We start from the raw sequence: 23,180 nt of genomic DNA, 5'->3' as shown, positions 1-23,180 counted from the left end.
GCGCGGCCGCTCTTGATCTCCGCTCAGCGCAAAGCGGCGCCGCAGCGCGGCGCCCTCCACAGCAGCGCCCCGACACCCCCGGTGCCCGGCGCTGGAATGCGGTTCATGGAGAGCGTAGCGAAGAAATCCAGGACCTGCGACTCCAGCTCTGGATGCTTCCCCCGGATCAGCTCCGGCGTCGCAATGACGCGGGCTCTGGTGGGTCCAGACTTGTCTGGACGCTCCTGGTCTGGTGTCTGAGAAGCCTCCAGACAAGTCTGGACCTACAGCAACCCAAAGCCCTGTAGCCTTTTCCCGTGCCCCGTGCCCCGTGCCCCGTGCCCCGTGCCCCGTGCCCCGTGCCCCGTGCCCCGTGCCCCGTGCCCCCGACTTCCTTCGGCGTGTTTCGCGCTGGTGCTACAGCCCGAAGGCCCGCGCCGCACCCATCAGGGTGGCGGTGCCCAGCAGGGCAAACATGGCCGCGACGATGGCATGCACCAGCCGCACCGGCATCTTGCGGGCGATGCCCTCGCCCATCAGCACGGCCGGCACGTTGGCAATCATCATGCCGAGCGTGGTTCCTGCAACCACGGCGATCAGGGCCTGATACTGGGCGGCCAGTGCCACGGTCGCGATCTGGGTCTTGTCGCCCATCTCGGCCAGGAAAAAGGCCAGCAGCGTGGTCAGAAACACACCATGTCTCGACGCTGGCTGCTGTTCCCTGTCAAGTTGATCCGGGATCAGGATCCAGATGGCCATGGCCAGGAAAGACAGTCCGAGCACCCAGCGCAGTGCAATCGGGCCAAGCCAGGTGGTGATCCAGGTGCCGACCGCGCCCGCCAGCGCATGATTGACCAGCGTGGCCACCAGTATGCCGAGAATGATCGGCCACGGCCGCCGATAGCGTGCGGCCAGCACAAAGGCCAGCAGCTGCGTCTTGTCGCCGATCTCGGCGAGGGCGACGATGCCGGTTGAAACCAGAAATGCTTCCATGGGGGACTCCAGGGCCGGCACAAGGCAATGACCACAACGCACCCCGGCCCTGGCGGCGCATTCTGGTCAAAGGTCTGGCCAAGCTCGAACTGCCTGCGCCATGGTCGGTAGACCAAGCATGTTGACGCAAGCCCCCGTCAGCTTCGACAGGGCGGCTACTCCCCAGTGACGTCTGGAAGGCTAGCACAAGGCCGTCGAGCGCCGTCTCAGCCTCTGAGACAGGCAGCGCCCAGATTGGCCTCGTCGTCCGCACCGGAGTTGCCTGATGAAACGCGAATCGAAGCCCCTGTCCCTGCCGCCCCGTTTGCTGCGTGCCCTCTGGATCTGGCTGGCGCTGACGCCGCTGGTGGCCTTGCTGCCGCGGTCCAGCGCCGAGGCCGTCGGCCTGCTGGCGCATCCGGTGTTCTGGTGCGCAATGCTGCCAGCACTGGTGCTGTTGCCCTATCTGAAACAGTTCCTGCCTGGACCTGCCCTCGAAGCCCAGCGCCGGGCCCGCCGCCCGGCCGCGCAGGCTCGTCGGCGTGCACGTGCTCAGCGCAGACTTCGGGCAGCGGCCTGATGGTTTCCGCGTAGGCGCAAGCCGCGAGACATCCTCGTGGTCGCGACGCAAGGTCGCTCCTACAGAAGGCGCAGCATTCGTAGGAGCGCATTCACGGCGCGACCGGCGAGGCCGCGACGGGCTCAGGCCTGAACCGGCCCGGTCGAGCGCCGCAGCCTCAGGGTGTACGGCACCCGCACCATCTGCCCGGAGTGCGGCGTGCGAATGGCGGCCAGCAGTTCCATCGTTGCAATACGCCCCATCTCGTCCGTGGGCTGATGCACCGTGGTCAGCGCCGGGAAGATCTGGCTGGACATCGGCGTGTCGTCGAAGCCGCAAACCGAGAGATCTCCGGGTACCCGCAGATTGCGCTCCAGAGCCACCCGGATCACACCGGCAGCCATGTCGTCGTTGGCCGCGAACACGGCTGACGGTCTTTGCTTCAGGTCGAGCAGAGCAGTAGCCGCGTGCACCCCGGAATCGAAGGAGAACTCGCCCTGCACCACCAGCGCCGGGTCGAATTTGATGCCGGCTCGTTCCAGCCCCTGCTTGTAGCCGTTCAGTCGCCAACCGCTGGCGCCGTGGGCCGGATGGCCGACGATGTGGCCGATACGGCGATGACCGAGGCTGGCCAGATGGGTGACGATGTCGAAGGCGGCCCGGGTTTCGTCCATGGCCACGCCGATGACCCCGCTCTGGATCTTGGGCGAGACGCTGGCAAAGGGAATATCGAGTTCCGCCAGTCGCTGCAGCAGCGCCGGTGAATCGGTGATCGGTGGCGTCAGCAGCAGCCCATCCGGACGCGACCGGGCGATCAGGTCTTCGGTCGCGGCAACAATGCGTTCGTCCTCGTCTTCCAGTGGGCACAGCATCATGTGGTAGTTCTCGGCCTCGCAGGCTTCAAGCACACCCTCGATGACGCCCATCAGATAGCTGGCAGAAGGATTGTTGTAGAGCAGGGCGATCAGATAGGACTTGCTGCCAGCCAGGCTGCGCGCAGACAGGTGCGGCGTGTACTTGAGTTCGTCCACGGCCTTCATGACCCGCAAACGGGTATCCTCACGCACATTGGGTTCGCGGTTGAGCACCCGCGAGACCGTCTTCATCGACACGCCGGCCACCTCGGCCACGTCTTCGATCCGCACTCTGACTGCCATGATTGCTCCTGGGTGTGTCGTGCTTGCAGGGCCTGAAGATCTGAATCTTAGCCCGGAGGCGAGGACTGACAACGCTGTCAGCGCCGCAGCAGTATAGCCCTGAGTCGAGTCGCTTTGATAACTCGCAAGCCATCTGGCAACTCCGTGGCAATGAATTGACCTTTGGGCGTCACCACCCGGACAGCGCTGCGCGCAGTTCGGGCTACCAGAGCCGTGGCTCCTGCCTTTGGTAGCCCGTTGTGCCGCGCAGCGGCTCAGCGGGGCTCTTCCTGGCGGGGCCAACAATATCGAACCAAATTGACAGCGCTATCATTTGGCGTAGTTTTGTCCCAGAATGTCGGCGCCGTGGCTTCGGGCGCGGCGCGCCTGTCTAGTCGGGCGCCTCTCGTCGGTTCCAGCATTGGGGAGCAAGGCTCATGACACCGCATTCAACCTCCGCGCCACAGTCACTGGCGCCGGTCAGCGAGGGTGATCACACGCGCTCGCTGATCATCCTGACTCTGCTGTTTTTCATGTGGGGTTTGTTGACTTCGTTGAATGACGTGCTGATTCCGCACCTGAAGTCGATCTACACCTTGAGCTACACCCAGGCCATGCTGGTGCAGTTCTGTTTCTTCGGCGCTTACTTCATTGTCTCGGTGCCGGCCGGCGTATTGATCAAGCGAATCGGCTACCAGCGCGGGGCGGTCACTGGCCTCATGATTGCCGCCAGTGGCTGTGCCTTGTTCTATCCGGCGGCACAGAGCGGCTACGCCCTGTTCCTGTTCGCGTTCTTCATCCTGGCCGCAGGCATCACCATTCTGCAGGTGGCCGCCAATCCCTACGTCACCGTGCTGGGTGATCCCAAGACGGCGTCCAGTCGGCTGACGCTGACCCAGGCCTTCAACTCCCTCGGCACCACTGTCGGCCCCTTGTTCGGCGGCATGCTCATCCTCGGTGGCGCGGCTGCCTTGGTGAGTGGCGACCTTTCACAGATGACAGCCACCGAGCAGGCCGCGTTCAAGGCCCAGGAAGCGGCCACGGTACAGGGCCCCTATCTGATGCTGGCTGCCGCGCTGCTGGCTTTGGCGGTGTTCTTTGCGCTGGCGAAACTGCCGAAGATCACCCATGCAGACGATCCCGCCGATGCCGCTGCGCCAGCCGTTGGCGCCTCGATCTTTCAACACCGCAACCTGGTGCTCGGCACCATCGCAATCTTCTTGTATGTCGGAGCCGAGGTCAGCATCGGCAGTTTCCTGATCAACTACTTCGGCGAGAGCCGGATCGCAGGTCTGGAAGAAGCGGCGGCTGCCAAGCTGGTCGCCTATTACTGGGGCATGGCGATGGTCGGTCGCTTCATCGGCTTCGCCGTGATGCGCAGGGTCAGTCCCGGCAAGACCCTGGCCTTCAACGCCGCCGGTGCCATGGCGCTGATCCTGACCAGCATCCTCAGCCATGGTCCGCTGGCGATGTGGTCGATCCTGGGCGTGGGTCTGTTCAATTCGATCATGTTCCCGACCATCTTCAGCATGGCTCTGCACCGCCTCGGCAAATTCACCGGTCAGGGATCGGGCTTGTTGTGCATGGCCATCGTAGGCGGCGCACTGGTGCCGCTGGTGCAGGGCATGGCTGCCGACCGCATCGGCATTCAGACGTCTTTCCTGGTGCCCTTGCTGTGTTACGGCTTCATCTTCTACTTCGGCGCCAAATACGCGCGGCTGCATCAGGGACCAGTCGGCACCGTGGCCCACTGAACATGGCGCGATCGGTTCTGCGCGCGGCCGGCAAGACCTGGTTGGGACTGTTGCTGGGCGTGCATCTGGCATGGTCGCTCACGCCATCGACGATGGCCGCCAGCCTGAGTCCGAGGCAAGTGCAGATCGTCAAGGCTGAAACCGGATACCAGATGTTGCTGGACGGGCGGCCCTTCCACGTCAACGGTGCCGGACTTGAGTCGGGCAATCTGGCGCAACTCGCGGCCAGTGGCGCGAACAGCTTTCGTACCTGGCGCACCGAGGGTGGCCGCCGCGTGCTCGATCGTGCCCTGGACCATGGCCTGATGGTCGCGATGGGCATCGAGATGGCCCGTGAGCGCCATGGGTTCGACTATGACGACGCGGCGGCGGTGGCCCGACAATTTGCGCGCGTGCGCCGGGAAGTCTCGGGCCTGAAGGACCATCCTGCGCTGCTGATGTGGGTGGTGGGCAACGAGCTGAACCTGGACGGCCACAATCCCAAGGTCTGGGACGCCGTCAACCAGATCGCCGAATGGATCCATCAGGAGGATCCCGATCACCCGGTGATGACCACTCTGGCCGGCTTCAACCCCGAACTGGCCGAGCAACTGCGAACGCGCGCGCCAGCCCTCGATCTGATCGGAATCCAGCTCTACGGCGACATCGTGCAGCTGCCTGCCAAGCTCGGCGCCAGTGCCTGGACCGGACCCTACATCGTCACCGAGTGGGGCCCGAGCGGCCACTGGGAAGTGCCGCAAACGGCCTGGGGTGCGCCAATCGAAGATGACAGCACGCGCAAGGCCGAGCTCTTGACCGATCGCTACCGGCGCTTCATCGCCAGCGACAGCCGCCAGTGCCTGGGTTCCTATGTTTTCCTCTGGGGCCAGAAACAGGAGCGCACGCCCACCTGGTATGGCATGTTCCTCAAGACCGGCGAGGCCACCGCTGCAGTCGATGCGATGCAGTATTCGTGGACCGGCCGCTGGCCGGGCAATCGAAGTCCGTCGATTTCGCCGCTGCGGATCGATGCACGACAGGCCGCCGACAGCGTGGTGTTGGCACCCAGGCAGCCCTATCTCGCCAGCGTTTCCAGCAATGATCCGGATGGCGACAGCCTGCAATTCGACTGGCGCCTGCTGCGCGAGAGTGAGGCCCGTAGCGTCGGTGGCGATGCTGAGGAGGTGCCGCGGGCAGTGCCGGTACGCATGCGCGCAGATGGCGCCGGCAGGTTGCAGTTCACCTCGCCGCGTCGATCCGGCAACTACCGTCTGTTCGTCACCGTGCGCGATGGTCGCGGCCATGCCGCGCACGCCAACATGCCATTCCGGGTGGAGAAGCTGCAGGCCAGGCCCTAGCGCGAAATGGGCCGCTGTGGGAGCGGGCTCTGCCCGCGATCAAAGTCCCGACAGCTTTGAGGTGCTGCGATCGCGGATGAATCCGCTCCCACAGGGTTGCTGCCAGACCCGGGCTCGCCGCTCAGGCGGCCGATCGCAGTGCCGGCCTGATGGCTGCAGCGGCGGCGCCCAGCAAACCGGCATGGGGATGCAGCACCGCCAGTGTGGGTACCTGCGCCATCGCTGCCCGGAAGCGGCCCTTGGCTTCAAAACACTCGCGGAAGGCCGACTCCTGCAGCTGCGGCAGCAACTTCGGCACCAGCCCGCCGCACAGGAAGGCGCCGTCCCAGGCCCCCAGCGTCAGCACCAGATCGCCGGCCACGCTTCCGAACACTTCGCAGAACATCTGCACAGCGCGCAGGCACAGCGGGTCGCCATGGCCAGCGCCGGCGGTGACGTCCTCGGGCGCGAGGGCGACCGCCGGCAGCATTCCGTGATTGATGCTGTGCAGCGCGCCGTGGAGGTTGACCAGGCCGCCGCCGCTGAGCAAACGCTCGTTGGAAACTCGTCCGAACTGGCGCGCGAGAATGCCGAGCACCTGCGCTTCCTCGGCGTTGGACGGCGCAAAGCCGACGTGTCCGCCCTCGGTTTCCAGCGCAATACTGCGGCCGTCGCGTACCAGCAGGGCACTGACGCCGAGCCCGGTACCCGGGCCAAGCACGGCATGGCTGCGCGAGGTCGATGGCCGCAAGCGCAACGCAGGGTTGCCGATCGGCACAAGGTCAGCTTCCTCCAGCAGCTGCGTTGCCAGAGCCTGAGCGGTAAAGTCGTTGATCAGCGCCAGTGACTCAAGGCCCAGCGCCCTGGCGACATCCGGGCCCGAAATCAACCAGGGATGGTTGGTGATCTGCGCAGTATCGCCGTCGACCCGACCTGCAACGGCAAACACGCCTGAGTGCAGATCACGTCCGCACACGCCGATTCCGGCCAGGTAGTGTTGCGCGGCAGCCACGAGTGTGGGAAAGCCCGCCGCTGCCACCTGACGCACGCTGTCCAGCAGCAGCGGCGCCGGCAGCATCGGATCGCCCAGCGCGAAGCGGGCATTGGTGCCGCCGATGTCGGCCAGCAAGACCAGGTGAGCGCTCATGGTTACAGGGTCAGGTGCGGGAATTGTCGAGGTCCGAGGACGACACTGATCCCGAACTGCCAGCTCGCGCTGGTCGTCGGGATGCAATGCCGGAGATCGGCGGTCTGTACCCCGCCGCTGCCAGCCGTGAATCGACTGGCGCGAGTAAATCCGATCGTTGACAACGCTGTCAACAAGCGCGTATTAATTCGCCCCCAGTGGCCAGCCGCCGGATATGCGGAGGCGGCCCAGTCGCGAATGTCCGGGGAGGGAGATTCATGCAGAGCGCGATCGCAGCCAGAGCGGCGAACCGTCCGCGTACCCGCGGCGGGTCGCACTTGGGCCTTGCCTGGCTGCTGACCCTGGCGCTTGGTTGCCCGGCCCTGGCCCAGCCTGCCGAAACTGTGCCGTCGTCGGTCGCGGATCCCTCCCGGTGGCCGGCGCTGACTTCGCCCATCGCCAACGATGCCGACATCGAGGCCCAGATCCGTGAACTGCTGGGCACGATGACCGTGGAAGAAAAGGTCGGCCAGATCATCCAGGGCGACCTCGGCAGCGTCACCCCGGCAGACCTGCTCGAATACCGGCTGGGTTCAGTGCTGGCCGGCGGCAATTCCGATCCGGGCGGTCGCTACAACGCGACGCCAGCCGAATGGCTGGCGCTGGCCGACGACTTCTATCAGGCCTCGATGGACACCAGCCGCGGCGGCAAGGCGATTCCGGTACTGCTGGGCATCGATGCCGTCCACGGCCACAACAATGTGGTCGGCGCGACGCTGTTCCCGCACAACATCGGGCTCGGCGCGGCTCACGATCCGGCGCTGGTGGCGCGGATCGCCCGAGCCACCGCCATCGAGTTGCGCACCACCGGTTTCGAATGGACCTTCGCGCCCACAGTCACCGTGCCCCGCGATGACCGCTGGGGCCGTACCTATGAAGGTTATTCGGAAGACCCGGTGCTCGTGGCCAGCTACGCCACCGCCGTGGTCGAAGGTCTGCAAGGCAAGGTCGGCTCGCCGGAGTTTCTCGATGCCAGCCATGTCCTGGCCTCGGCCAAGCACTTCATCGGCGACGGTGGCACCAGCGGCGGCAAGGACAAGGGCGATACCCGCGTGTCCGAGTCCGAACTGCGCGACATCCACGGCGCCGGACACATCCAGGCCCTGAAGGCCGGCACGCAGACCGTGATGGCATCGTTTTCCAGCTGGAACGGCGAGAAGATGCACGGCAATCGCAGTCTGCTGACCGACGTGTTGAAGCAGCGTCTGGGTTTCGACGGCTTTGTCGTCGGTGACTGGAATGGCCACGGCGAGGTCAGCGGCTGCAGCAACGAAAGCTGTCCGGCGGCACTCATTGCCGGTCTGGACATGTATATGGCGCCCGATACCTGGAAGGCCCTCTACCACAACACGCTGGCCCAGGTGCGGGATGGGTCGATCCCGATGGAACGGCTGGACGATGCGGTCTCGCGCATTCTGCGGGTCAAGTTCCGTCTGGGCCTGTTCGATGCTGGCGCACCCTCAGCGCGCGCTCTCGGTGGCCACTTCGAACAACTGGGCAGCAGCGAACATCGCGCGTTGGCGCGCGCCGCAGTGCGCCAATCGCTGGTATTGCTGAAAAACAACGGCGGACTGCTGCCCCTGCCCGCGAACAGCCGTGTTCTGGTGGCAGGCGACGGTGCCGACAACATCGGCAAACAGGCCGGCGGCTGGACGCTGAGCTGGCAGGGCACCGGGGTGACGCCGGCTGATTTCCCCAACGCCGAATCGATCTGGGCCGGCATCCAGGCTGCGGTCGCGGCTGGCGGTGGCGAAAGTGAGCTGTCGGCAACCGGCGACTACAGCGAGCGACCCGATGTCGCCATCGTCGTCTTCGGTGAGGATCCCTACGCCGAGTTCATCGGTGACATCCCGGCGCTGGCCTACCAGCCCGGACAGGCCGGCGATCTGGCCCTGATCCGCCGTCTCAAGGCCGACGGTATTCCGGTGGTGGCGGTGTTCCTGTCGGGCAGGCCGCTGTGGGTCAATCGAGAGATCAACAGCGCCGATGCCTTCGTTGCCGCCTGGCTACCGGGATCGGAAGGCGGCGGCATCGCCGATGTGTTGTTCCGGACACCGACGGGCGAGATTGCCCACGATTTCAGCGGACGACTGTCCTTCTCCTGGCCGCGCTCCGCAGTGCAGACGCCGCTCAATCAGGGCCAGAGTTGTTATGACCCGCAGTTTCCAGTGGGCTACGGACTCAGCTATGCACAGGGCGGCGAACTGGAGCTGCTGTCGGAGCAATCGGGTCTGGCCGATCTCGATCAGCAGCCTGGTCTGTACTTTGGTCAGGGCAAACTGGCGCCGGGCTGGTCGCTGATGATGGCTGACGGTGCCGAGGAAGGTGCCGCGCTGACGGCGCTGCCCAGCGGCGATCTGGCGCGACATCTGACGGTGCTTGCCGCTGATCACAAGGCCCAGGAAGATGCTCGCCGCCTGCAATGGGATGGCGGTGGCGAAAGCCGCTTCTGGCTGCAGGCCGCCACGCCGCAGGATCTCAGCCGCGAGGCCCAGGCCGGGGCGATGCTGGTGCTCAGCCTGCGGCTGGACAGCAAGCCCGAGGCCCCGGTCAGCCTGTCATTGGGCTGCGGCGATGGCTGCGAGGGGGCCGTCTCGCTGGATGCAGCGCTGGCCGACCTGCCGCTGTCGATCTGGACGCGTCTGGCCGTACCCCTGTCCTGCTTTGCGCGCGCCGGCGCCGATCTTTCGCGCGTCGAGCGCATGGCCGAGCTGCGCACCAGCGCCTCGCTGTCGCTGTCGCTCTCGGGGCTGGCGCTGTCTCCCGAGCATGACCTTGTGCTCAGCTGCGACGCTGCTGAGTGAAGTGGCGAAGCTACCGTTCATCCGAACCCGGGCCTGATCCTGCATGAAAGCAAGACTGAATTGCACATTAACGATTGACAACGCTGTCAATTCGACGTGCAATGCCCACCCACCCGGCGCCCGACCTGCCGTCGTGCGCGTCTGTCCACCCGTCGTCTGTGAATGTCCCTGGAGGGAGAGTCCATGAAGCAAGCGCACCCTATCCCGAAGCAGCGGTTGCTGACTGCCGCCCTTCTGCTGGCCCTGGCCGGTCAATCGACCTATGCCCAGAACGTAGATGCGGACAACGACGACGCCAGGCAGGCGGCCGAACTTGACGAGATCGTGGTCAAGGGCATCCGCGGCAGCATGACCTCGTCGATGAATCTCAAGCGCGACTCGACCGGTGTGGTCGACGGCATCGTCGCCGAGGACATCGGCAAGTTCCCGGACACCAATCTGGCCGAGTCGCTGCAGCGCATCACCGGCGTGTCGATCGACCGCTCCAACGGCGAGGGCTCTAGGGTCACGGTGCGTGGCGTTGGCCCCGACTTCAATCTGGTGCTGCTCAATGGCCGTCAGATGCCGGGTTCCAGCATTGGCGAAACCGGCCCCAGCAACTCCCGCGCCTTCGATTTCGCCAATCTGGCCTCGGAAGCCATCGCCGAAGTCGAGGTCTACAAGACCGGCCGTGCCGCAACCCCCACCGGCGGCATCGGCGCCACCATCAACATCAAGACCGCCAAGCCCTTGGAAGCCCCGGGCTTCCGCGCCAATGTCGGCGTCAAGGGCGTGCATGACACGTCCAACGGCAATCTGCCCGATTCCCTGCAAGGCAGTGACTTCACGCCGGAAATTTCCGGCATCTTCAGCAACACCAGCGAGGATGGCCGCTTCGGCATTGCCCTGACCGGCAGCTACCAGGAGCGTGATCTGGGCTACAACCAAGCCGCCGTGCCGGGTGGCTGGCGTGCCTTTGCCGGTGACGAGAACAACTGGGGCACGATCCCGCAGCCGGGCACACCGGGCTCGGAGAACATCATCAATCGACCCGATCCCACCGACACCTACTCGGTGCCGCAGAACCTGCTGTACAGCGTCAACGGCCTCAAGCGCCAACGCACCAACGGCCAGCTGACACTGCAGTTCGCGCCGTCCGATACCGTCACCACGACGCTCGACTACACCTACTCGCAGAACAAGATTCAGCAGCAGCGCAACGAGTTGTCCGTGTGGTTCAACTACGGCCCATCCAGCAGTTCCTGGACTGATGGCCCGGTGGCGGGGCCCAATTTCTACTCGGAAACCATCAATCCGGCCAACAGCGATCTGGCCATGGCCGGCGCCGAATTTGCCACCAAGAGCGAAAATGACTCGATTGGCTTCAATGTCGAATGGGACGTCAATGACAGTCTGGGTCTGGAATTCGATGTCCACAGCTCGAAGGCGGAAACCGGCGCCGACAGCCCCTACGGCTCGAATGCGGTACTCGGCACCGCTGGATTCTTCCGTGGCACCACCTCGGTCGATTTCACCCGTGACTTCCCTGTCTTGAGTGTCGCCCTGCCACCGGGCATGACCACGATCGACCCCGCCGGCATGCTGGTGACCGGTTCCAGCTTCCGCAACAGCTACATGAAATCTGAAGTCGATCAGGGCCAGATTCGCGGCCACTTCGAATTCGCCGAAGCATCGCGCCTGGACTTTGGGGTCAGCGCCACCACCGTCAAGAATCGCACCGCCTTTTCCAACGTGCAGCGCGACACCTGGGGCGGCGCGACCAGTGTCGACGACTACCCGGACAGCATCTGGCGTCTGGACAACATGGGTAATTACTTCGACGCTATCAACGGCGGCGGCAGCCCCGATCTGTTCGGTCAGTTCTTCACCTTCGACTTCGAAACCGTGCGGCAGCTGGCGGCTGCGGCGGCAGGCGACGAATCCCTCTATCTGCGCTCGGACGTGTTCACGACGGACCGCCGTGTCGAAGAGAAATCGAAGAGTGCCTACCTGCAATACAGCACGACCTTCGACACGGCCATGCCGGTCAACCTGAACGCCGGTGTGCGTTTCGAGAAGACCGATGTCACCTCCACCGCACTGGTGCCGACCGCCACCGGCATCCTCTGGGTGTCGAACAACGAATTTGCCGTGCAATTCGGCGACCCCGACTACACGACGCTCAAGGGTGACTACCAGTACACGCTGCCCAATCTGGATCTGTCGATCGAGACCTCGGCTGACACCATCCTGCGCTTCAGCTATGGCCAGAGCATCGGTCGACCGGGTTGGGGTGATATCCAGGGAGGCCAGACGCTCAATCAGTTGGCCCGCATCGACGGCGGCAGCGGCGCTCAGGGCAATCCCGGCCTGAAACCGCTGGAGTCGGAGAACTTCGACGTTTCCTTCGAGTGGTACTACGGTGAGTCCAGCTACATGTCGCTGGGCTATTTCCGCAAGAACATCGACAACTACATCGGTGTCACCACCATCGCGGCGACGCCCTTTGACCTGAATACGCCTGCCGGCGGCGTGTACTTCTCGGAGGCAGTGGCCAACGGCTGCGCGACCTCGGACATCACCTGCATACGCAACTACATCTTCGACAACCATGACGGCGACCCGGGCGTCGTGCGCGGTCCCGACGATGCCAATGGCAACCGCACCGGCACCATTGCCGGGCAGCCGGGTGATCCGATCGCGACCTTCCGCATCACCACGCCGGCCAACCAGCGCTCTGCTTCCCTGGATGGTTGGGAGTTCAACATCCAGCACGTCTTCGGCGACACCGGTTTCGGTCTCTCGGCCAATTACACGATGGTCGATTCCAGCCTGGACTACGACAACTACAACCGCGGCGAACAGTTTGCGCTGGAAGGCGTGAGTGATTCCGCCAATCTGGTCGGCTTCTACGAGAAACATGGATGGTCGGTGCGCCTGGCCTACAACTGGCGCGATGAGTTCCTGGCCGGTCGTTTCGATGGCAGCGGACTGCCCAATCCGGTCTATACCGAAGCCTATGGTCAGTGGGACATGAACGTCGGCTACCAATGGAGCGATCAGCTGTCCTTCCAGTTCGAGGGCATCAATCTCACCGACGAGATCCAGCGCTTGCATGGACGCACGCAAAACCAGGTCCTGTACGTGACCCAGACCGGCCCGCGCTATATGGTCGGCTTCCGCTACAAGTTCTGATGAAGGCATGAATGCGGGACGTGCTGCATGATTGAACAATCAGGCAGCGGAGAAGGCCGCTGATTCAGCGGCTTTCTCGTTTGGGCAACGCACACGTGTGGGAGCGGGCTTTGCCCGCGATCGGTGCTCGGGTACCCGCGGATGATCGCGGGCAAAGCCCGCTCCCACAGGGTCGTCACGGTCTGGATCGGAGCGACGAACTACACTCTGAACGACCAGGCCTGGAAACTCGGGTGAGAGCAAAACGGTGAGTGCTGCCATCAACCATGTGGTCATCGTCGGCGGCGGTTCCGCCGGTTGGCTGACCGCCGCCCTGATTGCCGCCGAGCACGGCAGCGCTGTCGGTGGGCACCTGCAGGTGAGCTTGCTGGAGTCGCCGGACGTCGCGCCCATCGGCGTCGGCGAGGGCACCTGGCCGACGATGCGCGATACGCTGCGGCGGATCGGCGTGTCTGAAAGCACCTTCGTGCGCGAGTGCGATGCCGCTTTCAAGCAAGGTTCGCAGTTTGTCGGCTGGATCAATGGTCGCGGTGACGACTACTACTTCCATCCCTTCGTGCTGCCCCAGGGTTATGGCGAGGCCAATCTGGTGGGCGAATGGTTGCGCAGTCACGCCAACGTGCCCTTTGCCGATCTGGTCAGCTTCCAGCCGCATCTGTGTGTGGCCGGCAAGGCCCCCAAGCAGGCACAGACGCCCGAGTTTGCCGCCGTCGCCAACTACGCCTACCACCTGGATGCGGGCAAGTTCGGATTGTTCCTGCGCCGGCATTGCGTCGAACACCTGGGCGTGGTCCATGTGCTGGATCACATGGTGGGGGTCAACACGCGCGACAATGGCGACATTGCCTCGGTGCAGACCCAGGAGCATGGTGCTCTGGTCGGCGATCTCTTTGTGGATTGCACCGGGATGCGCTCGCTGTTGCTCGGCCAGCACTACGGGGTCGGGCTGATTCCGCAGCGCCAGATACTGTTCAACGATTCTGCCCTGGCCGTGCAGGTGCCCTACGCCCAGGCCGACGCGCCGATCGCCTCGCACACCATCTCCACGGCACAGAGCAACGGCTGGATCTGGGATATTGGCTTGCCCACTCGGCGCGGCGTCGGCCATGTCTATTCCAGCGCCCACACCAGCGACGACGCGGCTGCGCAGGAACTGCAGCAGTACCTGGCCCGCAGTGGCGCGCCTGATCCCCATCTGACACCGCGCAAGCTCAGTTTCGAGCCGGCTTACCGTGAGCGCTTCTGGGAGCGCAACTGTGTTGCCATCGGTCTCTCGTCGGGCTTCATCGAGCCGCTGGAGGCCTCAGCGCTGGCTCTGGTCGAACTGTCCGCCGCCATGCTCAGCGACGAGATGCCGACCACCGTCGAGCGTATGGCCATCGTGGCGCGGCGCTTCAACGATGCCTTCAGCTATCGTTGGAGCCGCGTCATCGATTTCCTGAAGTTGCACTATGTACTCAGCCAACGCCGCGACACGCCCTATTGGCGGGATCACTGCCGCCCTGAATCGATCCCGGATCGGCTGAAGGAACAACTGGCACTGTGGCGGCAGCAGTCGCCTTCGCGTTACGACCTGCATCGGGTGGAGGAAATGTTCCCCAGCGCCAGTTATCAGTATGTGCTGTACGGCATGGGTTTTCGTCCTGATCCACACCTGGCGCCGCGGCGCTCGGATCAGCCGCAGCTGGCCGACCGCGCCTTTCGCGAGGCCGCCAGCCTGTCTCGACGGATGCTGGCGGCGCTGCCCAGCCACCGTGAACTGATCGATCACATCCACCGGCACGGTCTGCCCCGCGCCTGATTCGGCGCCCACCCCAGTTCGAGCGAGCCCACTGCCACATGGCCAATCACCAGCTGTTGAACAACATCGAGCACAAGAATCTGCGCATCCGTACCGAGCACAGTGCCGAACTGGGCGACGGGCTCATGAGCGCGCTGACCTTTCCTGCCGAATTCCGCAGCATCCAGGCGCACTATCCGATCGTATTCCGACAGACCTCCGCCGCTGGCGATTACCAACCACTGGCCCTGTTTGGTCTGCACGAAGGCCAGAATCTGTTTCTGGACGGGCATGGCTGGGACGCCAGCTATGTGCCGATGGCCATCGAGCGCCAGCCCTTTCTGATCGGTCGTAGTGGCGATGAACTGGTCATCCATGTCGACATGGACAGCCCGCGTATCAGCGGGGAGCAAGGCACTCCCGTGTTCCTGCCCCACGGGGGCACCAGCGAGTACCTCGAGCACATCAATTCACTGCTGCTCGCCATCCATCAGGGCATCGAGAGCACCCCGGCCTTTGTCGCCGCGCTGGTGCAACACGAACTGCTGGAGTCCTTTGTTCTCGACATTGATCCGGGTGACGGCTCGCAGAATCGCCTGGCCGGGTTTCACACCATCAATGAAGAGCGTCTGCAGGCACTGTCGGGCGCTGCGCTGGAAGCGCTGGCCCGCAGCGGCCACCTGCTGCCGATCTACATGGCGGTAGCTTCGATCTCCAAGTTCCGCGAACTGATCGAGCGCTTCCGCCGTGAGCGGTCCCGTGCCTGAAGCCGTGCGCGAAATGGCCCTGGCCGAGGCAGCCACGCTGCCGGAGGCCTTGCTGCGCGCCAACAGGCCGATCCTGGTGCGTGGTCTCGTGGCACACTGGCCGAGTGCCCGCGCCGGACGAGAATCGGCTGCTGCAGCGGCAGACTATCTTCGCCACCACTATCAGGGTGAGGCAGTGGTGGCCTGGCAGGGCGCGCCCGAACACCAGGGGCGCTTCTTCTACAATCGGGATTTCAGCGGCTTCAACTTCAGCGTCACTCGCACGCGCCTTGATCAGCTGCTGGACCTGCTTGTCGCGAGCTCCGGCGAACTCGATGCGCCTGCCCTGTACATTGGTTCGACCACGGTCGACACCTGTCTGCCCGGATTTCGCGCAGCCAATGAGTTGCCCTTCGGCGACCTCGACCCACTGGTCAGCGTCTGGATCGGCAATCGTACCCGCATCGCCGCCCATCATGATGTGCCCGACAATCTGGCCTGTGTCATCGCCGGTCGCCGTCGCTTCACCCTGTTTCCTCCGGGGCAGGTGGGCAATCTCTACATTGGCCCGCTTGATTTCACGCCCGCTGGGCAAGCGATCAGCCTGGTCGATTTCGCCCAGCCAGACCTCGCCCGCCATCCGCGTTTTGTCGAGGCGCTGGCGCACGCCCAGGTGGCGGAACTGGAAGCTGGCGATGCGTTGTTTGTGCCCAGCCTCTGGTGGCACCACGTAGAGGCGCTGGATGCGTTCAATGTGCTGATCAACTACTGGTGGCGACAGGTGCCCGCCTACATGGACTCACCCATGAATGCGCTGATGCTGGGACTGATGACCCTGAGGGATCTGCCCAGCGCCGAACGCCAGGCTTGGCAGCAGCTGTTCCAGCACTACATCTTCGAAGCCGACGAGCGCACTGCGGCTCATATTCCGGAATCAGTGCGCGGCGTGCTCAAGACCTTCGACGCCGACGCCACCCGCAGTCTGCGCGCGCGCTTGCTCAAGCGCCTGAACCGTTGAGGACATCACAGATGCGCAATCAGCCAATCAAACGCGTGATCATCGCCGGCGGCGGCACCGCCGGCTGGATGGCGGCGGCTGCGATATCCAAGATCCTGGGCCGCCAGCTCGACATCAAGCTGATCGAGTCCGACGAGATTTCCACCGTGGGCGTGGGCGAGGCCACCATCCCGACCCTGGTGACCTTCCATCGCCTGCTCGACATCAACGAGCAGGCATTCATGGCGGCCACCAATGCGACCTTCAAACTTGGCATCCGCTTCGAGAATTGGCGCGACCGCGGCCTGGACTACATCCATTCCTTCGGCCTGACCGGTACCGACCACTGGACCGCCGGCTTCCAGCATTTCTGGCACAAGGGCCGCGAGCGCGGACTGGCCGGCGACTACGGTGACTACTGCCTGGAGCTTCAGGCGGCTGAACAGAGTCGCTTCGCGCACTTGCCGCGCGGCGCCATGAACTACGCCTTCCATCTGGATGCCGGGCTCTATGCGCGCTTCCTGCGTCAGTTCAGCGAGGGCTTTGGTGTGCAGCGCATCGAAGGCAAGATCGTCGAGGTCCGCTGCGACCCCGAGTCCGGCGATATTGCTGCGCTGCGACTGGATTCCGGCCTGGAGCTCGAAGGCGATCTGTTCATCGATTGCACCGGATTCCGCGCGCTGCTGATTGGGCAGACACTGGGCATCGGCATCGAGGATTGGTCACACTGGCTGTTTTGCGACAGCGCCATCGCTGTGCAGACCGAGTCGACAGGGCCGGCCATTCCCTATACGCGCTCCATCGCCCACGATGCTGGCTGGCAGTGGCGTATTCCGCTGCAACATCGGGTCGGCAACGGTCTGGTCTACAGCAGCCGCCATCTGGACGATGCCCAGGCCAGGGCCACGCTGCTCGACCATATCGAAGGTGAACTGCGCACCGAGCCGCGCGTGATCCGCTTCCGCCCGTGCCAGCGCCTGCAGACCTGGCACAGGAACTGTGTGGCCATCGGTCTCTCCAGCGGCTTCCTGGAACCGCTGGAGTCGACCAGCATCCATCTGATCCAGCGCGGCATCATCCGCTTGATGCAGATGTTTCCGGGACAGGGCATCTGCCAGGCCGACATCGACGAATACAACCAGCAGACCCGAGCCGAGATCGAGCACATCCGCGATTTCATCGTGCTGCACTACCACGTCACCGAACGTCAGGACACCGACTTCTGGCGTGCCTGCCGCGAACTCGACATCCCGCCCAGCCTGCGTCATCGCATTGACCTGTTCCGCCAGACCGGGCGCGTATTCCGCGTACCCAACGAACTGTTCGCCGAGAACTCCTGGATCCAGGTGATGCTCGGCCAGGGAATCATGCCTGAACGGCACCATCCATCAGCGGATCTGATGGGTGACGCCGAGCTGGCCGGTTTTCTCGAAGGCATCCGCAAACAAGTCGCGATGAGCCTGCGCCAGTTGCCCAGCCACCAGGAATACGTCGAGCGCTATTGCCCGATGGCGAAGGGTTGATTCTCGGCAAACACGCACCATCAAGGCCCAGCCACCGTAGCGGAGCAAGCTCCGCTACCAGAGCGTCGGTGCACGAGGCTCTGGTAGTGCCGAGCTTGCTCGGCAGGGATTGCGGCTCTTCGGGCATGCGGCAAAAGCCCAAGCACAAGCCCGGCAGAAGCAGCGGAGCAAGCTCCGCTCTACCAGAGCGTCGGTGTACGAGGCCTTGGTAGTGCCGAGCTTGCTCGGCAGGGTGTGCCCGCCCTCAGCCTTGCCGCTTCATCGACTGGAAGAACTCGTCGTTGGACTTGGTGCTCTTCATCTTGTCGAGCATGAATTCCATCGCCGCGGTTTCGTCCATCGAGTGCAGCAGCTTGCGCAGGATCCAGATCTTCTGCAGCGGTTCGGCCGCCAGCAGCAACTCCTCGCGGCGGGTGCCCGAGCGGTTGATGTTGATGGCGGGATAAATGCGCTTTTCGGCGATACGACGTTCCAGGTGCACTTCCATGTTGCCGGTGCCCTTGAACTCTTCGTAGATGACCTCGTCCATCTTCGAACCGGTCTCGACCAGCGCCGTCCCGAGAATGGTCAGCGAACCGCCTTCCTCGACCTTGCGCGCGGCACCGAAGAAACGCTTGGGGCGCTGCAGGGCGTTGGCGTCGACACCGCCGGACAGCACCTTGCCCGATGACGGCACCACGGTGTTGTAGGCGCGCGCCAGACGGGTGATGGAATCCAGCAGGATGATGACGTCGCGCTTGTGTTCGACCAGACGCTTGGCGCGCTCGATCACCATTTCCGCCACCTGCACGTGGCGGGCGGCGGGTTCGTCGAAGGTCGAACTGATGACTTCACCGGTGCGCACCATGCGCTGCATCTCGGTGACTTCTTCCGGTCGCTCGTCGATCAGCAGCACGATCAGATGGCTTTCCGGATGGTTGGCCATCAGAGCCTGGGCGACGTTCTGCAGCATCATCGTCTTGCCGGCCTTGGGCGGCGACACGATCAATCCGCGCTGGCCCTTGCCCACCGGCGACATAAGATCCATGACCCGCCCGGTGATGTCCTCGGCCGAGCCGTTGCCGCGCTCCAGGTTGTAGCGCACGGTCGGGTAGTAGGGCGTCAGATTCTCGAACAGAACCTGATTCTTCTTCGATTCCGGCGGCTCGTCATTGATGTCGTCCACCTTGAGCAGGGCGAAGTAGCGCTCGCCTTCCTTGGGTGGCCGCACCTTGCCGCGGATGTAATCGCCGGTGCGCAGATTGAAGCGGCGAATCTGGCTGGGGCTGATGTAGACATCGTCGGGACCCGCCAGAAAGGACGAATCAACGGCGCGCAGAAAGCCGAAACCATCCTGGAGTATTTCCAGTACGCCTTCGCCGGAGATGGATTCTCCGGATTTGGCATGGGCCTTGAGAATGGCGAAGATGACTTCCTGCTTGCGGGCCCGGGCGACGCCTTCGATTTGCATCGCGTCGGCCATTTCCAGGAGTTCTTCAACGGATTTCCGCTTCAGTTCGGATAGATGCATAGGATTTGCTGAGAGGCGCCTTGAGATTGGGCGTTAGGAGTGACGCGGAGTTTGCGCGGATCGCGCGATCAGGCCATCGAGTCGGACGCAGGGCGTCGATCGAGGGCCGTGGATATCGGAGCAGACAGCACTCAAGCCGGGTTCGGCGAGCGCGATGACCGGAAAGTTAGCATGCCGAATGTGGCGAGGTCTAGCCCGCATTTCTCACACCTGCGCGTGCAGATGCCGCGATTCCGTTGTGGCGCAAGGCGAATCGGTGGCCACACAACACGCAGAGTGTACGGCTGCATCTGCCCGCTTTGCGGCCCTCGCTGGTTCTTTGCGACGATCGCTGCGTTGCTCCTCCTCGCCATGGAATCACCATTCCTCGTCGTCGCGCCTTGCGCTAGTCGCAAAGCCCTGCGCGATCTTCCGCAACAGGTGTGAGAAATGCGGGATAGCGTTGAGAGCAGCAACTGGCAACTGGCGGCTAGCGATTAGCGCGCATCGGGTGTGAGATGGCGGGTCGCAAAGGGCAGCAGAGGCGACACCGATGCCGAGGCAGGGCCCTCAGAACGAGCGCACGGCTTTTGCCTCAGTGCCAAAGCAGCGCGCCCTGATCGCCAGTTGCCAGTTGCCCGCTGCCACCCGGCACCAACCAGCCTCAGATCGCCTTGGCCACAAACTGCGCCAGCTGGCTCTTGCTGATGGCGCCGATCTGGGTGGAATGCACCTGGCCGTTCTTGAACATCATGAAAGTCGGCAGGCCGCGCACGCGAAACTGGTTGGCAATGGCAGGAAAGGCCTCGACATTGACCTTGGCCACCTTGACCTTGCCTTCGAGTTCGCTCGCCAGTTCCTTCAGCAAGGGATCCATGCGTTTGCACGGTTCGCACCACTCGGCCCAGAAATCCACCAGCACCGGCATATCGGATTGCAACACCGACGCATCGAAATCACTGCTGCCCAGTTGGGAAATGGCTTCGCTCACTGCGCTACTCCAGCTATACAGGGGTGTATTGGGATAAACTCGCACCGGCCAGTGTCTGCAGCGATGGATCCGCTATCGGCGGATCCAGCGTCAAAGCTCGCTGGGGCGAGCGAAGTGTGGTGACTCCTTCGTTCGTTTTCAACCCATGATGTTCCACTTGCGGACTGTACGCAGTCCAGGAGGATAGGGGCAAGGTGTTGATCGAAAAGGATTTCATGGCCTTGTCGAGGCACATTCCGACAGGCCTGACCACGCCGGCATGCAGACGCGCTGATCCGCGCGCAGTGTCGGCTTCACGACATGGACTGCATGGATAGATGACCGAACGCACACTGACTGATCTCGATTTCGACAGCCTGGGCTTGCACCCGACCCTGTCTCAAGGCCTGCACGACGCCGGCTTTACCCGCCTGACGCCGATTCAGGCGCTGACGCTCCCCGAAACGCTCAAACATCTGGATGTCGCCGGTCAGGCCCAGACCGGTACCGGCAAGACCGCGGCCTTTCTGGTCACCCTGATGCAGAGGCTGCTGACCTCCGAGGCGCGCCCCGAGCGTCGCATCCAGGATCCGCGCGCGGTGATTCTGGCCCCGACCCGCGAGTTGGCCATCCAGATTCACAAGGATGCCGTGCTGCTCGGCGGTCAGACCGGTTTGCGCCTGGGGCTGGTCTATGGCGGTGTCGATTATGAAAAGCAGCGCGCCCAGTTTGCCGAAGGCTGCGATGTGCTGATCGGTACCCCAGGTCGCTTGATGGATTATCTCAAGCAACACGTTTTCAGCCTGCGGGCCATCGAGGTGGTGGTGCTCGACGAAGCCGATCGCATGTTCGATCTCGGTTTCATCAAGGACATCCGCTATCTGATGCGCAAGATGCCGCCGCCCGCCGAACGTCAGGGCCTGCTGTTCTCGGCCACGCTCTCGCACCGCGTGCTGGAGCTGGCCTACGAGCACATGAACAGCCCGAAGACGCTGAAGGTGGAAACCGACACGGTGACCACCGCGCGCGTCAGTCAGTGCGTGTACTTCCCGGCCACCGACGAGAAGCTGCCGCTGCTGCTGGGTCTGCTGTCGCGCATGGACGCTCCGCGCACCATCGTCTTCGTCAACACCAAGTTCGCGGCCGAGCAGATCCACGAGCGTCTTGAGAAGCACGGCTTGCCCAGTGCGATCCTGTCCGGCGATGTGCCGCAGCACAAGCGGCAATCGCTGCTGGGACGCTTCCAGCGCAGCGAGGTGGCGATCCTGGTCGCGACCGATGTCGCCGCGCGCGGCCTGCACATCCCGGATGTCAGCCACGTCTTCAACTACGATCTGCCGCAGGACGCCGAGGACTACGTGCACCGCATCGGCCGAACGGCCCGCTTCGGTGCCAGTGGCGATGCCATCAGTTTCGCCTGCGAGCGCTACGCCATCGGGCTGCCGGATATCGAGGCCTTCATCGGCCAGCGCATCCCGGTGGAACCGATCACCAACGAGTTGCTGGCCGATGTGCCGCCGCTGAAGATGACCCGGCCGCGCGGTTCCGGCAAGCCCGGTGGGCCGCGTCGCGACGGTGGCCGCAGCGGTGGCAAGAGTCGTGACGGCGGTCGTGGCCGCAGCGGTTCCGGCGGCGGTTCCCGGCGCGGCCCCAAACCGGCCGCGGCCGAGGGCGCCAGTGCTGCGCCTGCGGCAACGCCGACTGCAGACCGCAGCAGCGAGTCCTGAGCCATGAGCGCTGTCCTCAGCCTGCCGCGACTGACCACGAGCCGCTGGCTGCCGGCGCTGGTCATTGCACTGGCGGCGCTGTGGATGCTGCTCAGCGTGACCCGGCTGCTGTGGCAATGGCTCACCCCGGACACCGAATATGTGCCGGAGTTGCCGGCCAAGGGCGCCATCACCGGCGCCGACTCGCGCTTGTCGCTGGCGCAGTTCCGGCTGTTCGGCAGCGTGGTCGATCCGGCCGGCGGGGCCTACGCCGATGCTCCGGACACCGCGTTGAAGCTGACGCTGCGCGGCACTAACTCGCATCATGATCAGCAACTCGCGCGCGCCGTCATTGCCGACGAGCAGCAGAACGAGAAGATCTACAAGGTTGGCGACCAGTTCGGTAATGGCGTCAACGTGCAGGCCATCTACCCGGATCGGGTGGTCCTGAACGCCGCCGGCCGCATCGAGGTGCTGCGTCTGCGCCAGCCGGGGACCGGCATGGCCGCGAGCAGCAGCCGCCAGCCCGATCCACGCTCGGTGGTCACGCCCGGCGCCAACGGTCTGGTCGGCCTGAACGCGCTGACGCCCTCGGCCCCGGGCAGCGTCAATCCCATGGCCATGGTGACCGCGCCGATCGACTGGGAGGCCGTGCGCCAGCAGGCCATCGCCGACCCCAGCAGCATCGCCAAGTCCTTCAGCGTGCTGCCGGTGATGATCGACGGCAAGCTCGCCGGCTTCCGAGTCAGCTCCAATACCTACGGCGCGCAGCTGGCGGAAGCTGGCTTACAGCCCGACGACATCGTCACCGCCGTCAACGGTAGCCGCCTCGACAGCATTGAAGCCGGTTACTCCACGCTGGAATCCCTGAGAACTGCTGGGGCCGTGACCCTGACCGTCCGTCGTGACGGCGCGGAAAAGACCCTGCCGGCAATACGGATGCCGCAATGAACCTGACAGGCTGGGCTGCACGCAGTGAATCCTCGGGTGCGCGAATTGCGGGGCCCGATGGTGGATGTAAAACGTCAAACGTAAAACGTCAACAAGAAGAGCAGGGAGCTACTGCCATGGATGCTCAACATGTTCCGA

Annotated in this window: 16 protein-coding genes; 11 read left to right on the top strand and 5 right to left on the bottom strand. The window is 64.0% G+C overall.

Annotated elements, in window-relative coordinates; all coding sequences use genetic code 11:
• Positions 1–396 precede the first annotated feature (396 nt).
• Entirely contained in the window at positions 397–972 is a 576-nt protein-coding gene (locus H7A19_15695) for a TMEM165/GDT1 family protein (GenBank protein ID MCP5476275.1), read from the bottom strand.
• A 265-nt stretch (positions 973–1,237) separates the two neighbouring features.
• Here H7A19_15695 and H7A19_15690 point away from each other — a divergent pair, with 265 nt between their 5' ends.
• The gene (locus tag H7A19_15690) at positions 1,238–1,531 is read left to right on the top strand and encodes a hypothetical protein (GenBank protein MCP5476274.1); all 294 of its coding nucleotides are present in this window, start codon (positions 1,238–1,240) and stop codon (positions 1,529–1,531) included.
• A gap of 122 nt (positions 1,532–1,653) precedes the next feature.
• Here H7A19_15690 and H7A19_15685 read toward each other — a convergent pair whose 3' ends face one another.
• On the bottom strand, positions 1,654–2,667 hold the full coding sequence (locus tag H7A19_15685; protein MCP5476273.1) for a LacI family DNA-binding transcriptional regulator: 1,014 nt from the start codon (positions 2,665–2,667) through the stop codon (positions 1,654–1,656).
• 416 nt (positions 2,668–3,083) lie between these two features.
• Here H7A19_15685 and fucP point away from each other — a divergent pair, with 416 nt between their 5' ends.
• Positions 3,084–4,400, top strand: coding sequence for an L-fucose:H+ symporter permease (gene fucP / locus H7A19_15680; GenBank protein ID MCP5476272.1), 1,317 nt, complete (start codon positions 3,084–3,086; stop codon positions 4,398–4,400).
• Positions 4,401–4,402: 2 nt separating this feature from the next.
• Complete coding sequence (locus tag H7A19_15675; GenBank protein MCP5476271.1) at positions 4,403–5,737, top strand: hypothetical protein; 1,335 nt, start codon at positions 4,403–4,405, stop codon at positions 5,735–5,737.
• Positions 5,738–5,858: 121 nt separating this feature from the next.
• Here H7A19_15675 and glk read toward each other — a convergent pair whose 3' ends face one another.
• Positions 5,859–6,863, bottom strand: a complete 1,005-nt coding sequence (glk, locus tag H7A19_15670; protein ID MCP5476270.1) for a glucokinase — start codon at positions 6,861–6,863, stop codon at positions 5,859–5,861.
• A gap of 257 nt (positions 6,864–7,120) precedes the next feature.
• On the opposite strand from glk, the gene H7A19_15665 reads away from it, so the two are divergent.
• From H7A19_15665 to H7A19_15640, 6 genes are all read left to right on the top strand, one after another.
• Positions 7,121–9,706: an exo 1,3/1,4-beta-D-glucan glucohydrolase gene (locus tag H7A19_15665; protein ID MCP5476269.1), complete on the top strand. Its 2,586-nt coding sequence runs from the start codon at positions 7,121–7,123 to the stop codon at positions 9,704–9,706.
• A 183-nt stretch (positions 9,707–9,889) separates the two neighbouring features.
• Positions 9,890–12,880, top strand: a complete 2,991-nt coding sequence (locus tag H7A19_15660) for a TonB-dependent receptor (GenBank protein MCP5476268.1) — start codon at positions 9,890–9,892, stop codon at positions 12,878–12,880.
• A gap of 247 nt (positions 12,881–13,127) precedes the next feature.
• Positions 13,128–14,681: a tryptophan 7-halogenase gene (locus H7A19_15655; protein MCP5476267.1), complete on the top strand. Its 1,554-nt coding sequence runs from the start codon at positions 13,128–13,130 to the stop codon at positions 14,679–14,681.
• A 38-nt stretch (positions 14,682–14,719) separates the two neighbouring features.
• Complete coding sequence (locus H7A19_15650; protein MCP5476266.1) at positions 14,720–15,427, top strand: SapC family protein; 708 nt, start codon at positions 14,720–14,722, stop codon at positions 15,425–15,427.
• A 13-nt stretch (positions 15,428–15,440) separates the two neighbouring features.
• Positions 15,441–16,424: a cupin-like domain-containing protein gene (locus tag H7A19_15645; GenBank protein MCP5476265.1), complete on the top strand. Its 984-nt coding sequence runs from the start codon at positions 15,441–15,443 to the stop codon at positions 16,422–16,424.
• An 11-nt stretch (positions 16,425–16,435) separates the two neighbouring features.
• The gene (locus H7A19_15640; protein MCP5476264.1) at positions 16,436–17,926 is read left to right on the top strand and encodes a tryptophan 7-halogenase; all 1,491 of its coding nucleotides are present in this window, start codon (positions 16,436–16,438) and stop codon (positions 17,924–17,926) included.
• Positions 17,927–18,170: 244 nt separating this feature from the next.
• Here the strand turns inward: H7A19_15640 and rho are convergent, their stop codons facing one another.
• Together rho and trxA are read right to left on the bottom strand one after the other, a co-directional pair.
• The gene (gene rho, locus H7A19_15635) at positions 18,171–19,436 is read right to left on the bottom strand and encodes a transcription termination factor Rho (GenBank protein MCP5476263.1); all 1,266 of its coding nucleotides are present in this window, start codon (positions 19,434–19,436) and stop codon (positions 18,171–18,173) included.
• A 643-nt stretch (positions 19,437–20,079) separates the two neighbouring features.
• Complete coding sequence (gene trxA / locus H7A19_15630) at positions 20,080–20,406, bottom strand: thioredoxin (protein MCP5476262.1); 327 nt, start codon at positions 20,404–20,406, stop codon at positions 20,080–20,082.
• 317 nt (positions 20,407–20,723) lie between these two features.
• Between trxA and H7A19_15625 the strand changes: the two genes are divergently transcribed.
• Complete coding sequence (locus tag H7A19_15625; protein MCP5476261.1) at positions 20,724–22,112, top strand: DEAD/DEAH box helicase; 1,389 nt, start codon at positions 20,724–20,726, stop codon at positions 22,110–22,112.
• Positions 22,113–22,115: 3 nt separating this feature from the next.
• Positions 22,116–23,042 (top strand): PDZ domain-containing protein, encoded by a 927-nt coding sequence (locus H7A19_15620; protein ID MCP5476260.1) that lies wholly within the window; start codon positions 22,116–22,118, stop codon positions 23,040–23,042.
• The last annotated feature ends 138 nt before the right edge of the window (positions 23,043–23,180 follow it).

This window comes from Rhodanobacteraceae bacterium (genome assembly GCA_024234055.1).
In the GTDB taxonomy this organism is placed as follows: Bacteria; Pseudomonadota; Gammaproteobacteria; order Xanthomonadales; family SZUA-5; genus JADKFD01.
The sequence above is the reverse complement of the archived record's forward strand: the minus strand, read 5'-3'. Positions and strand labels throughout refer to the sequence as shown.

What these genes read in the sequence shown, in the direction of transcription:
- H7A19_15665 (MCP5476269.1), top strand. Translation starts at nt 7,121, where the DNA reads ATGCAGAGCGCGATCGCAGCCAGAGCGGCGAACCGTCCGCGTACCCGC.
- H7A19_15690 (MCP5476274.1), top strand. Translation starts at nt 1,238, where the DNA reads ATGAAACGCGAATCGAAGCCCCTGTCCCTGCCGCCCCGTTTGCTGCGT.
- rho (MCP5476263.1), bottom strand. Translation starts at nt 19,436, where the DNA reads ATGCATCTATCCGAACTGAAGCGGAAATCCGTTGAAGAACTCCTGGAA.
- H7A19_15695 (MCP5476275.1), bottom strand. Translation starts at nt 972, where the DNA reads ATGGAAGCATTTCTGGTTTCAACCGGCATCGTCGCCCTCGCCGAGATC.
- glk (MCP5476270.1), bottom strand. Translation starts at nt 6,863, where the DNA reads ATGAGCGCTCACCTGGTCTTGCTGGCCGACATCGGCGGCACCAATGCC.
- H7A19_15645 (MCP5476265.1), top strand. Translation starts at nt 15,441, where the DNA reads ATGGCCCTGGCCGAGGCAGCCACGCTGCCGGAGGCCTTGCTGCGCGCC.
- H7A19_15625 (MCP5476261.1), top strand. Translation starts at nt 20,724, where the DNA reads ATGACCGAACGCACACTGACTGATCTCGATTTCGACAGCCTGGGCTTG.
- H7A19_15660 (MCP5476268.1), top strand. Translation starts at nt 9,890, where the DNA reads ATGAAGCAAGCGCACCCTATCCCGAAGCAGCGGTTGCTGACTGCCGCC.
- H7A19_15685 (MCP5476273.1), bottom strand. Translation starts at nt 2,667, where the DNA reads ATGGCAGTCAGAGTGCGGATCGAAGACGTGGCCGAGGTGGCCGGCGTG.
- fucP (MCP5476272.1), top strand. Translation starts at nt 3,084, where the DNA reads ATGACACCGCATTCAACCTCCGCGCCACAGTCACTGGCGCCGGTCAGC.
- H7A19_15650 (MCP5476266.1), top strand. Translation starts at nt 14,720, where the DNA reads ATGGCCAATCACCAGCTGTTGAACAACATCGAGCACAAGAATCTGCGC.
- H7A19_15675 (MCP5476271.1), top strand. Translation starts at nt 4,403, where the DNA reads ATGGCGCGATCGGTTCTGCGCGCGGCCGGCAAGACCTGGTTGGGACTG.
- H7A19_15620 (MCP5476260.1), top strand. Translation starts at nt 22,116, where the DNA reads ATGAGCGCTGTCCTCAGCCTGCCGCGACTGACCACGAGCCGCTGGCTG.
- H7A19_15640 (MCP5476264.1), top strand. Translation starts at nt 16,436, where the DNA reads ATGCGCAATCAGCCAATCAAACGCGTGATCATCGCCGGCGGCGGCACC.